The organism is Streptomyces flavalbus (assembly GCF_042674625.1).
In the GTDB taxonomy this organism is placed as follows: domain Bacteria; phylum Actinomycetota; class Actinomycetes; order Streptomycetales; family Streptomycetaceae; genus Streptomyces; species Streptomyces flavalbus.
The window spans coordinates 3,213,594-3,225,417 of record NZ_JBHTEB010000001.1; the positions used below are offsets into that span (position 1 = coordinate 3,213,594).

General features: G+C 72.2%; 11 protein-coding genes. 2 read left to right on the forward strand and 9 right to left on the reverse strand.

Annotated features, from left to right (window positions below; translation table 11 throughout):
- Nucleotides 1-6: 6 nt before the first annotated feature.
- Both ACFQZ6_RS14270 and ahcY read right to left on the reverse strand, forming a co-directional pair.
- Nucleotides 7-630, reverse strand: coding sequence for a hypothetical protein (locus ACFQZ6_RS14270; RefSeq protein ID WP_381608326.1), 624 nt, complete (start codon nt 628-630; stop codon nt 7-9).
- 120 nt (nt 631-750) lie between these two features.
- The gene (ahcY, locus tag ACFQZ6_RS14275; RefSeq protein ID WP_381608329.1) at nt 751-2,208 is read right to left on the reverse strand and encodes an adenosylhomocysteinase; all 1,458 of its coding nucleotides are present in this window, start codon (nt 2,206-2,208) and stop codon (nt 751-753) included.
- Nucleotides 2,209-2,548: 340 nt separating this feature from the next.
- Between ahcY and lepB the strand changes: the two genes are divergently transcribed.
- A complete protein-coding gene (gene lepB, locus ACFQZ6_RS14280; RefSeq protein ID WP_381608332.1) occupies nt 2,549-3,199 on the forward strand; it encodes a signal peptidase I in 651 nt (216 codons plus the stop codon).
- A gap of 13 nt (nt 3,200-3,212) precedes the next feature.
- Here the strand turns inward: lepB and ACFQZ6_RS14285 are convergent, their stop codons facing one another.
- From ACFQZ6_RS14285 to ACFQZ6_RS14315, 7 genes are all read right to left on the reverse strand, one after another.
- Nucleotides 3,213-4,181, reverse strand: a complete 969-nt coding sequence (locus tag ACFQZ6_RS14285) for a cation diffusion facilitator family transporter (RefSeq protein ID WP_381608336.1) — start codon at nt 4,179-4,181, stop codon at nt 3,213-3,215.
- Nucleotides 4,182-4,307: 126 nt separating this feature from the next.
- Complete coding sequence (gene manA / locus ACFQZ6_RS14290) at nt 4,308-5,459, reverse strand: mannose-6-phosphate isomerase, class I (protein ID WP_381608339.1); 1,152 nt, start codon at nt 5,457-5,459, stop codon at nt 4,308-4,310.
- A gap of 98 nt (nt 5,460-5,557) precedes the next feature.
- Nucleotides 5,558-6,688 (reverse strand): SIS domain-containing protein, encoded by a 1,131-nt coding sequence (locus ACFQZ6_RS14295; protein ID WP_381608342.1) that lies wholly within the window; start codon nt 6,686-6,688, stop codon nt 5,558-5,560.
- Between the two features lie 106 nt (nt 6,689-6,794).
- The gene (locus tag ACFQZ6_RS14300) at nt 6,795-6,965 is read right to left on the reverse strand and encodes a Trm112 family protein (protein WP_381608345.1); all 171 of its coding nucleotides are present in this window, start codon (nt 6,963-6,965) and stop codon (nt 6,795-6,797) included.
- 512 nt (nt 6,966-7,477) lie between these two features.
- Entirely contained in the window at nt 7,478-8,842 is a 1,365-nt protein-coding gene (locus tag ACFQZ6_RS14305) for a phosphomannomutase/phosphoglucomutase (RefSeq protein WP_381608348.1), read from the reverse strand.
- A gap of 89 nt (nt 8,843-8,931) precedes the next feature.
- Complete coding sequence (locus tag ACFQZ6_RS14310) at nt 8,932-10,548, reverse strand: L-lactate permease (RefSeq protein WP_381608350.1); 1,617 nt, start codon at nt 10,546-10,548, stop codon at nt 8,932-8,934.
- A gap of 131 nt (nt 10,549-10,679) precedes the next feature.
- Nucleotides 10,680-11,102, reverse strand: a complete 423-nt coding sequence (locus ACFQZ6_RS14315; RefSeq protein ID WP_351812215.1) for a DUF3499 domain-containing protein — start codon at nt 11,100-11,102, stop codon at nt 10,680-10,682.
- A 272-nt stretch (nt 11,103-11,374) separates the two neighbouring features.
- Here ACFQZ6_RS14315 and ACFQZ6_RS14320 point away from each other — a divergent pair, with 272 nt between their 5' ends.
- Nucleotides 11,375-11,824: a metallopeptidase family protein gene (locus tag ACFQZ6_RS14320; protein WP_381618309.1), complete on the forward strand. Its 450-nt coding sequence runs from the start codon at nt 11,375-11,377 to the stop codon at nt 11,822-11,824.

Below are 11,824 nucleotides of genomic sequence, written 5' to 3' on the forward strand. Positions count from 1 at the left end.
GCCCTTTCAGGGGGTGTCGGGGAACGTCGACGGTGGGGTTTCCAGGTGTTCCAGTTCGATGCCCGGGGCCGCGAGGACGACGTCGCCCGCGATGTGGACGGTGTGCTGTTCGCCGGTGTCCAGGGCTGTGACCTGGTATTCGTCCACGGTCAGGGGGCCGTTGTCAGTGGCGTGTGCTTCTCTTTTCAGCAGGGCCCAGGACTGGTCGACGGTGCGGGGGGCCAGGACGGGGTCCGTGAAGGCGACGAGGCGGACGCGGGTGGCGGTGTGGGAGGGGGTGAGGCGTAGGAGTCGGGTGGTGGCGATGAGGAAGGCGGGGGATGTGCCGGTGAAGGCGTGGGCGGGGGTGTTGCCTTCCGTGGCGTGCGTGCCGGTGGGGTCGGTGCGGACCCAGGTGACGCCGTCGAGGGCGGCGCCGCGTACCTGCCAGCTAGCGGCGTGGAGTTCGAGGCGGATGGGGCGGCCGAGTTCGTCGAGGGCGAGGTCGACGGAGCCGTGGTGGTCGCCTGTGGGGGTGGTGAGTTGGGAGACGTAGCGCCAGCCGGAGGGGCCGGGGGCGCACTGGAAGTGTTCTTCTGCGAGGGGGGTGTGATCGTGCGGATCGTGGAGCGAATAACGGCCGCGGGGCATGGGGGTCCTGGCTTCTGAGGTGCTGGTGCGGTGGGTCCCGGTGGCGGGTCCGGCGGTCGGTCCAAAGGGGCAGGCCCCCGGCACGGGGTGCGGGGGGCCTGCCTTGGGTGGTCCGTCGGATCAGTAGCGGTAGTGGTCCGACTTGTACGGGCCCTCGACCTTCACGCCGATGTACTCGGCCTGCTCCGGGCGGAGGGTGGTCAGCTTGACGCCGAGGGCGTCGAGGTGGAGGCGGGCCACCTTCTCGTCGAGGTGCTTGGGCAGCACGTAGACGCCGGTCGGGTAGGCGTCGGGCTTGGTGAACAGCTCGATCTGGGCCAGGGTCTGGTCCGCGAAGGAGTTGGACATCACGAACGACGGGTGGCCGGTGGCGTTGCCCAGGTTGAGCAGGCGGCCCTCGGACAGCACGATGATCTTCTTGCCGTCCGGGAAGGTCCAGGTGTGGACCTGGGGCTTGACCTCGTCCTTGACGATGCCGGGGACCTTGGCCAGGCCCGCCATGTCGATCTCGTTGTCGAAGTGGCCGATGTTGCCGACGATCGCCTGGTGCTTCATCTTGGCCATGTCGCTGGCCATGATGATGTCCTTGTTGCCGGTGGTGGTGATGAAGATGTCGGCCGTCTCGACGACGTCGTCGAGGGTGGTGACCTGGTAGCCGTCCATCGCGGCCTGGAGGGCGCAGATGGGGTCGATCTCGGTGATGATCACTCGGGCGCCCTGGCCGCGCAGGGACTCCGCGCAGCCCTTGCCGACGTCGCCGTAGCCGCAGACGACGGCGGTCTTGCCGCCGATGAGGGTGTCGGTGGCGCGGTTGATGCCGTCGATGAGGGAGTGGCGGCAGCCGTACTTGTTGTCGAACTTCGACTTGGTGACGGCGTCGTTGACGTTGATCGCCGGGAACAGGAGGGTGCCGTCGCGCTGCATCTCGTACAGGCGGTGGACGCCGGTGGTGGTCTCCTCGGTGACCCCGCGGATCTCGGAGGCCAACTGGGTCCACTTCTGGGGGTTCTCGCCCAGGGTGCGGTGGAGGAGCTGGAGGATGACGCGGTGCTCGTCGGACTCGGCGGTGTCGAGGGGCGGGACCTGGCCGTCCTTCTCGTACTCGACGCCCTTGTGGACGAGGAGGGTGGCGTCGCCGCCGTCGTCGAGGATCATGTTCGGGCCGCCGGTGGGGGCGTCGGGCCAGGTGAGGGCCTGCTCCGTGCACCACCAGTACTCCTCCAGCGTCTCGCCCTTCCAGGCGAAGACGGGGATGCCCTGGGGGTTGTCGGGGGTGCCGTTGGGGCCGACGGCGATCGCGGCGGCGGCGTGGTCCTGGGTGGAGAAGATGTTGCAGGAGGCCCAGCGGACCTGGGCGCCGAGGGCGACGAGGGTCTCGATGAGGACGGCGGTCTGCACGGTCATGTGCAGGGAGCCGGTGACGCGGGCGCCGGCGAGGGGCTGCGCCTCGGCGTACTCCTTGCGGATCGCCATCAGGCCGGGCATCTCGTGCTCGGCGAGGGTGATCTCCTTGCGGCCGAAGTCGGCCAGGGAAAGGTCGGCGACCTTGAAGTCCTGTCGGTTGTCGACAGTCGTCATGACGAGCTGCTCCTCGGGGTTGGGGCGAGGTGGGTACGGCCGGTCTGCGCGGCGGCGGGCACGGGTGCCCGAAGAGGACACAGGAATGCCCGCGTGCGCGCAGCACAGTCCGTCGGAGGCCCTCTCTCCCTCGGTCGGTCCGCGGTGGGACCGCCCGACCGCCATCAGCAGCGACGTCTGGCTCTGCTCCAAGCTACACCGGTCGGCCCGGCGGTCCCCAGTCCTCCTCGGGACGGATCGAGCGAATCGAGCCGAACACGAGGTCTGGTGGCCGCTAGCCTCTGGTCGCTGAGTTGATCTTTGAGTGGGAGGGGACGGCGTGGTGCGCGGGGTGCGTGGGGTGATCGTCGTGGGGTGGGGGGCCGTGTTGGTGGGGCTGGTGTTGCTGGTGGGGTCGTTGGTGTACCTGCGGGTGGGGTACGGGATGGCCAGCGTGGCGGGCGACAGCATGGCGCCGACGTATGAGGCCGGGGATCAGATCGTGTACGAGCGTGTCGGCGCGGGTGAGGTGCGGCGGGGGGATGTGGTGCTGGTCTCAGCGCCGGATCGGTACGGGTACGGGGGGAGCGTCGTGCGGCGGGTGGTCGCGGTGGGGGGCGACCGGGTCGTGTGCTGTGAGGGAGGGGGTGAAGGGGAGCGGATCGTCGTCAACGGTGAGCCGGTGGTCGAGCCGTATGTGCGTGATGGGGTCGGGGACGGGATGGGGCGGCCGTATGACGTGGTGGTGCCTGAGGGGCGGCTGTTTCTGCTGGGGGATCACCGGGCGCTGGCGCGGGACTCGCGGGCCTTTCTCGACGATCACCGGGGGACCTTGGCGGCGGAGGCCGTGCGGGGGCGGGTGACCGGAGGGCGCGGGGTGGTGGTCCTGCTGGGGGTGGGGGCGCTGGTGGGACTGGTGGTGGCCGTGGTGGGGCTGGTGGTGGCGCTTGCCGGGCGGGCCGTGCGGCGGCGGCCCGCCCAGGTGACGGAGTTGTGGCCCACGCATCTGTGAGCCGTGGGGTGGGTCAGTGGTGGGCGGGGCCGCCGGGGGTGGCCTCGGGGTCGGGGCCCTTGGCGGCCTCGGCCTCGCTGTAGATGTCGGGTTCGAGGTAGATGACGCGGGCGATGGGGACGGCCTCGCGGATGCGGGACTCGGCGGCGTCGATGGCGGTGGCGACCTCGGTGGCGGTGTCGTCGTGCTGGACGGCGACCTTGGCGGCGACCAGGAGTTCGTCGGGGCCGAGGTGGAGGGTGCGCATGTGGATGACGCGGGTGACGGTGTCGCCGTCGACCGCGGCGGCCTCGATCTTCCTGACCTGTTCGGCGCCCGCGGCCTCGCCCAGCAGCAGGGACTTGGTCTCGACGGCGAGGACGAGCGCGATGAGGATGAGCAGGACGCCGATGCAGAGGGTGCCGATGCCGTCCCAGACGCCGTCGCCGGTGGCGAGGGCGAGGCCGACGCCGCCGAGGGCGAGGATCAGGCCGACGAGGGCGCCGAGGTCCTCCAGCAGGACGACGGGCAGTTCGGGTGCCTTGGCGTGGCGGACGAAGGCCGTCCAGGACTGCTTGCCGCGGAGCTGGTTGGACTCCTTGATGGCGGTGCGGAAGGAGAAGGTCTCGGCGATGATCGCGAAGACCAGGACGCCGACCGGCCAGTACCAGTGCTCCAGCTCGTGCGGGTCCTTGATCTTCTCGTAGCCCTCGTAGAGGGCGAACATGCCGCCGACGGAGAAGAGGACGATGGAGACGAGGAAGGCGTAGATGTAGCGCTCGCGGCCGTAGCCGAAGGGGTGTTGGGGGGTGGCCTCGCGTTCGGCGCGCTTGCCGCCGACGAGCAGCAGGGCCTGGTTGCCGGAGTCGGCTAGGGAGTGCACCGACTCGGCGAGCATCGACGACGAGCCGCTGAACAGGAACGCCACGAACTTCGATACCGCGATGGCGAGGTTGGCGGCGAGTGCCGCCACGATCGCCTTGGTGCCGCCTGACGCGCTCATGTGTGCGTGGTGTCCCTTCGTCCGTACGCCGTCCGGGGTGGTTGCCCGGTCACCGGGCCCTGTCGGTGCGCCATTGTTGCAGCCCCGTCAGGCGGCGGTGTGCCAGGTCCGGGCGGTCGCGCGGTGTCAGGCGACGACGGTGGCCCGGAAGAGCGTGCCGGTGCCGGATGCCTCGGTGGGCTCCCCCGCCGGGACGAAGACCGACCGGCCGGGGGTCAGTTCGTGTCCGCCGGTGCGTACGGAACCGGCCGTGCAGAGCAGGATCTGCGGGGTCGGGCGGGTCAGGTCGTGGGTGGCGCCGCCGGGCGGGAGGACGTACCGGGAGAGCCGGAACTCGTCGATGGGGGTCTCGTAGACCTCTTCGCCGTCGGGGGACGCCTCGGGGCGGAGGACGCCGGGGTCGCTGGGTTCGAATCGGACGACGCGCAGGAGTTCGGGGACGTCGACGTGCTTGGGGGTGAGGCCGCAGCGCAGGACGTTGTCGGAGTTGGCCATGATCTCGACGCCGAGTCCGCTGAGGTAGGCGTGCGGGATGCCCGCGCCGAGGTAGAGGGCCTCGCCGGGCTGGAGGCGGACGTGGTTGAGGAGCATCGCGGCGATGACGCCGGGGTCGCCGGGGTAGTGGTGGGCGAGGTCGGCGTAGGGGGCGTAGGGGCCGCCGAGGCGGGTGGCGGCGGTGGTGGCCTCGGTGACGGTGTGGGCCATGTCGTCGCGGTCGGCGCTGAGTACGGCGGTGAGGACCTCGCGCAGGGCGGCGTCCTCGGGGTGGGCGCGCAGCAGGTCGACGTACGGCTTGAGGGAGTCGACGCCGAGTCCTTCGAGGAGGTCGGCGGAGTGTTCCGGATCGCGGAAGCCGCAGAGGCCGTCGAACTCGGTGAGGGCGCAGATCAGTTCGGGCTTGTGGTTGGCGTCCTTGTAGTTGCGGTGCGGGGCGTCCAGGGGGATGCCGCGGCGCTCTTCGTCGTCGTAGCCCTGTTGGGCCTGGGTCAGGTCGGGGTGCACCTGGAGGGAGAGGGGGGCTCCGGCGGCGAGGATCTTGAGGAGGAAGGGCAGGCGGGGGCCGAACCTGGCGACGGCCGCGGTGCCGAGTTCCTGTTCGGGGGCGGCGGTGATGAGGTCGGCGAGGGTGCCGCGGGGGGTGCGGGAGGGTGCGCCGGGGTGGGCGCCCATCCACATCTCCGCCTGTGGTTCGCCGGTCGGTTCGGTGCCGAGGAGGGCGGGGATGGCGGTGGGGGAACCCCAGGCGTAGGGGCGGATGGTGTTGTCGAGGAGGTCCATCGGTTCTTTCTGCCGGTTCGTGGTGCGTGCGGCGCGGGTCGGCGCCGTGTACGGGGTCAGGGCGCCCAGCGTGCCGCTGCTCGCGTCCTTCGGTCAGATCAGGCCCTGGAGGCGAGCGCCAGGTAAACGGCGGCGAAATCGGTGATGGCGATCAGTTCCGCGAGGGTTTCCAGTTCGGCGCCGGGTTCCGGTTCGATCTCGCTGATCGGGGTGTCGTGGCTGAGGGCGAGTTCGCGGGCGGAGGGGGCGGCGGTGAGGCCGCCGATGGGGCGGTCGCGGAGCAGCACCACGCGCGCGTGCAGGGCGGGTGGTTCCTCGACGCGGTCCCGGAAGAAGTCGTCGGGGTCGGCGCTGGCGGCGAGGGGACCGGCCAGCAGGGTGCTGTGCGCGGCGAGCGCCTCGGGCAGTTCGGCCACGGCGGCGGGGGTGCCGGAGAGTTCGGCGAGGGCGGCGGCGAAACGGCGGCCCGCGGGGCCCGCGGAGGTGCCCTCGGTCCAGATCACCGGGAGGGCGTCGGCCAGTTCGGCGGCGAGGGTCTTGGCGGGGTTGCTGTACGTCGCGATGGCGGGGCCGCAGCGTTCGGCGACCTGGTCGAGGCGGTCGGCGACCTTCTGGAGGGCGTCGGTGGGGGCGGCGATCAGGCCGATGCGGTCCAGCAGGGCGAGCAGGGGGGTGAGCAGCGCCCAGAGCACGCCGGGGGCGGACGCGGCGAGGGGTTCCTCGCGCTCGTCGTAGGGGGCGGTGGCGAGGGGGACGAACAGGCCGTGGGCGCCTGCTACGGCTTCGCTGAGCGGGGTGCCGGTGGGGGCGACGGCGACGACGGTGCAGCCGCGGCGGTACGCCTGGTCGGCGAGGAGGCTGAGGCCGGGTTCGGTGCCGTCGGGGGTGGCGATGAGGAGGAGGTCCACGGAGCCGGTCCAGCCGGGGAGTTCCCAGCGCAGGGCGCCCGCGGCGGGAGCGACGCCGGTGGGGGCGAGGCGGGTGACGGGGCTGCCCGCGCCCGCGAGGGTGCCGAGGAGGTCGGCGGCGCAGGTGGCGGCGGCGCCGGGGCCCGCGATGAGGATGGCGCGGGGGCGGCCGTCGGGTTTGAGGTCGGCGATGCCTGCCTCGGCGGCGTAGCGGGCGGCGGTGCGGACGCGGGCGCCCGCTTCGGCCGCGCCGCGTAGGAGGCCGCGGTGGTCGGCGTCCGCGAGGGCCTCGGGGGTGTCGAGGAGTGCTTCGTCGAGCATGGGCGGCATCCTCCGGTCGCCGGGGGTGATGCGGGGGGGTTGCGCGGGGCGGGGCGGGGCGGTGCGTGGTGCGGGCTCGTGCGTGGGGGTGCGCGTCGGGTCGGGGTCAGGCGGGGCGGCGGGCCTCGTCGATGAGGAGGACGGGGATGCCGTCGCGGATGGGGTACGCCAGGCCGCAGTCCTGGCCGGTGCAGATCAGCTCGGTGTCCTGCTCCTTGAGGGGGGCGTGGCAGGCCGGGCAGGCGAGGATCTCCAGGAGGCCGGACTCGAGCGGCATGGTGGGTCCCTTCGGGGCGGGGTTCCTTCGTGGATGTGCCTGGTCAGGGTACCGCCGGTGGGGTGTGTGGTGTGGGGTGTGCGGTGGGGTGCCCGGTGAGGGGGGCGGGTGGGCGTGTGGCCCGGCGGTGGGGGATGCCGTCGGTGTGCGCTGGCGTGGGGTGGGTCGCGCGGCCCGGCGCTGCGGGGTGCCGCTGCGCCCACCCGTGCCGCCCCAGCGGCACGACTGCCCGCAGCTACGGCGGACTACGGCGGCACGACTGCCCGCAGCTACGGCACGTGCGGCCCGACCGGCTACAGCTACGGCAAGTGCGGCCCGACCGGCTACAGCTACGGCACATGCGGCCTGGCTGCCCGCAGCTACGGCAAGTGCGGCCCGACCGGCTACCGCTACGGCGGGTAGCGGTGGGTGCCCGCAGTTAAGGCGGTGACGGCAGCGTCGGTGTCGTGCTGTGGCCCCCGGGCTCTTCGCCACCCGGGGAATCGCACCGGGTGGCGAAGGGGCCGGGTGGGTCAGGAGCGGATCAGGGTCAGGGCCTCGTCGCGGATTCGGGTCATCGTCGGCTCGTCGCGGGCCTCCGCGTTGAGGCGGAGGAGGGGTTCCGTGTTGGAGGGGCGGACGTTGAACCACCAGTCGGCGGCGGTGACGGTGAGGCCGTCGAGTTCGTCGAGGGTGACGCCTTCGCGGCCCTCGTAGGCGGACTTGAGGGCGGCGAGGCGGGCCTGCTGGTCGTCGACGGTGGAGTTGATCTCGCCGGAGCCGACGTAGCGGTCGTAGGCGGAGACGAGGGCGGACAGGGGGCCGTCCTGGCCGCCGAGGGCGGCGAGGACGTGGAGGGCGGCCAACATGCCGGTGTCGGCGTTCCAGAAGTCCTTGAAGTAGTAGTGGGCGGAGTGCTCGCCGCCGAAGATCGCGCCGGTGCGGGCCATCTCGGCCTTGATGAAGGAGTGGCCGACGCGGGTGCGGACGGGGGTGCCGCCGTTCTCCTTGACGACCTCCGGGACGGACCAGGAGGTGATCAGGTTGTGGATGACGGTGCCCTTGCCGCCGTGCCGGGCGAGTTCGCGGGACGCGACCAGGGCGGTGATCGCCGACGGGGAGACCGGGCCGCCGTTCTCGTCGACGACGAAGCAGCGGTCGGCGTCGCCGTCGAAGGCGATGCCGAGGTCGGCGCCCTCCTCGCGGACCCGCTTCTGGAGGTCGACGATGTTGGCCGGGTCGAGGGGGTTGGCCTCGTGGTTGGGGAAGGTGCCGTCCAGCTCGAAGTACATCGGTACGAGGGTCAGGGGCAGGCCCTCGAAGACCGTGGGGACGGTGTGGCCGCCCATGCCGTTGCCCGCGTCGACGACGACCTTCAGGGGGCGGATGGACGTCAGGTCGACGAGGGAGCGGAGGTGGGCCGCGTAGTCCTTCAACGTGTCCCGCTGCGTGATCGTTCCCGGCGTCGCGGCGGGGTCCGGGGCGCCCGTCTCGCTCCACCGCTCGACCAGTTCGCGGATGTCGGCGAGGCCGGTGTCCTGGCCGACCGGGGCGGCACCCGCGCGGCACATCTTGATGCCGTTGTACCGGGCGGGGTTGTGCGAGGCGGTGAACATGGCGCCCGGCAGGTCCAGCGCGCCCGACGCGTAGTACAACTGGTCGGTGGAGCACAGGCCGATCTCGGTGACGTCGGCGCCGCGGGCCGCCGCGCCGCGCGCGAAGGCGCGGGCCAGTCCGGGGGACGAGGGCCGCATGTCGTGCCCGGTCACGATCGCGCTCGCGCCGGTCACCTGGACGAAGGCGGCACCGAACAGCTCCGCGAGGGACTCGTCCCACTGGTCGGGGACCACCCCGCGCACGTCGTACGCTTTCACGATCTGTGACAGATCAGCAGCCACGGCCAACCCTCCTGGAAGTCCTGTCGGTCCCCCCAAAGCTACCCGCACCAGGTGACACCGGGCCGCGCGCCCCCGGCGGTGACACCGGTTCAGGGCAGCATCCACTCCAGGACCGGCGAACTCTGGCCAACGACGATCAGGCACATCACGAGCAGCAGGCCGAGGCTCCAGGGCAGCACCTTGCGCAGTACGTCCCCTTCGCGGCCCGCGAGGCCGACGGCGGCGCAGGCGATGGTGAGGTTCTGCGGGGAGATCATCTTGCCGAGGACGCCACCCGAGCTGTTGGCGGCGGCGAGGAGTTCGGGGGAGAGTCCCGACTTGCGGGCCGCGGTCACCTGGAGGGCGCCGAAGAGGGCGTTGGCGGAGGTGTCGGAGCCGGAGACGGCGACGCCGAACCAGCCGAGGACGGGTGAGAGGAAGGCGAGCCCGGCGCCCGCCGCGGCGACGAAGTGGCCGATGGTGGCGGCCTGCCCGGAGAGGTTCATGACGTAGGCGAGGGCGAGGACGGACGTCACGGTGAGGATCGCGAACCGCAGTTCACGCACGGTCGCGGCCCACTCTCGGACCGCCACGCGCGCGTGGACCCCCAGTACGGCCGCGGTGGCGATCCCCGCGAGCAGGACCAGCGTTCCCCCGGTGGAGACGACCGGCCAGGTGAACACGTTGCCGCCGACCGGCTCGCCGTGCGGGTCGACGACGTCGAGGAAGGGCCAGTCGTAGCTCTGGGTGGCCCCGGCCAGCCAGTCCTTGATGGCCGGGATCTGGGCGACGGAGAAGATGGCGACGATCAGCGCGTAGGGGGCGTAGGCCCGTACGACCTCCCCGCGCGGGTCGTCCTCGTCCAGTTCCTCGCTGCGTACGCCGGTCAGTACGGCGGCGCGTACCGGCTCGGCGGCGGGCTCGCGGGCCTGCGGTACGGCGACCAGGGCGCCCGCGCCCGCCAGGGCGGCGCCGATGTCGGCGAGTTGCGCGGAGACGTAGTTGGAGGCGGCGAACTGGGCGACGGCGAAGGCGACTCCGCAGGCCAGGGCGGGCACCCAGGTCTCGCGCAAGCCGCGCGAGCCGTCGACGAGGCCGACCAGCACCAGCGGCACCACCAGGGCGAGCAGCGGGGTCTGACGGCCCACCACGGAGGCGACGGTGTCCAGCGGCAGGTCGGTGACCTGGGCGAGGGTGACGACGGGGGTGCCCATGGCGCCGAAGGCGACGGGGGCGGTGTTGGCGACGAGGGCGACGACCGCGGCGCGCACCGGGTCGAAGCCGAGCGCGACGAGCATGACGGAGCAGATCGCGACGGGCGCGCCGAACCCGGCGAGGGCTTCCAGGAGGGCGCCGAAGCAGAAGGCGATGACGAGGGCCTGGATGCGGGGGTCGTCGGAGAGGCGGCCGAAGGAGCGGCGGAGGATGTCGAAGTGCCGGGTGCGGACGGTCATCCGGTACACCCACAGGGCGTTGACGACGATCCACAGGATGGGGAAGAGGCCGAAGGCGGCGCCCTGGGCGGCGCTGGAGGCCGTCTGCCCCAGCGGCATCCCGTAGGCGAGCCAGGCGACGGCGACGGCCACGAGGAGGCCGGTGAGGCCCGCCAGATGGGCCTTCACGCGGACGCCGCCGAGGAGGATGAGGACGATCACCAGGGGCAGCGCCGCCACGAGGGCGGAGAGGCCGAGCGAGTCAGCGACGGGTTCGAGTTCCTGGACGTACACGAGCGCCTCCCCGGATTCCGCGATGCGGAAAGCGATTTCTCACGGGTGACGGAATGGTCGTGTCCGCGACAAGGGCACGTCAATGGTCGTGCAGCACACAGCCGCAGAAGAGCGGAATGGGGAACCCGGGGTCAGTTGTCCGGGGAGCGCAGCACCCGCAGGTGGCCGCGGCGCGCGACCTCCATCGGGTCGGCCGTGCGACCGCCGCCGCCCGCCTGCGCGGCGCGCTCCTGGGGGCGGGCCGCCTCGCGCACCGCGTTGGCGAGCGCTTCCAGGTCGTCCCCGCTGGGGCGGGCCGGGGCGGAGCCGTCGAGGAGCCGGACGACCTCCCAGCCGCGCGGGGCGGTGAGGCGCTCGGAGTGCTCGGCGCACAGGTCGTAGCAGTGGGGTTCGGCGTAGGTGGCGAGCGGGCCGAGGACCGCGGTCGAGTCGGCGTAGACGTACGTCAGCGTCGCGACGGCGGGTCGGCCGCAGGCGGTTCGCGAACAGCGACGTACAGGGCTCACGACGTTGGACGGTACCGCACTCTTGAGCGGGCCGCGACGACTCTCCACCAGGTCACCCCACCGTGTCGTGTTGTGAAACGCCCCACACGTCCCTCCCGTCATACCCCACTGACCTGCGCGGACATGCATGTCCGAGACCCCGAACCTGACCGGGACCGGTCATCAGTCGCCACAAACCGCATCAATAGCCTCGCGGCCGACCTCCCGGAGGCTTTTCAGAAACCTCTCGGGGACCGCCCCACCTTGGCTGGAATGGTCATCCCACGACATGCCCGGCGGGGCGTCGGGCGGCGGCCCGTTCGACATACCCTGCATCAGTGATGGACAACCGAGTACCGCCCCGCGCCACTGGCCCCGGGCCCCGTCGCCGTGACCGTCACGGCCGGGGGATGCGCGGCCCGATCGCGCCCCCGCAGGTGCCGCTGGCCGCGAGCCGGGCCGAGGCGTTCGCGGACCTGGTGCAGGACTCCGTGGAGCGGCTGGAGCGGCGGTGGCCGCAGCTCGCCGACATCGACTTCCTGGTCCTTGAGGTGCCCGCCCTCGACGGCGGCGGGCAGGGGTGGAACGACGAGGCGGTGCCGCTCGGGGGCACGGTGGCCGCCCGCGAGGGCCGTCCCGCGCGGGTGGTGGTCTACCGGCGGCCGGTGGAGATCCGTACCAAGGGGCGGGACGAGCGGGCGGCGCTGGTGCACGAGGTCGTGGTGGAGCAGGTGGCGGAGCTGCTGGGCCTGACGCCGGAGACGGTGGACCCCCGGTACGGCGAGGACTGA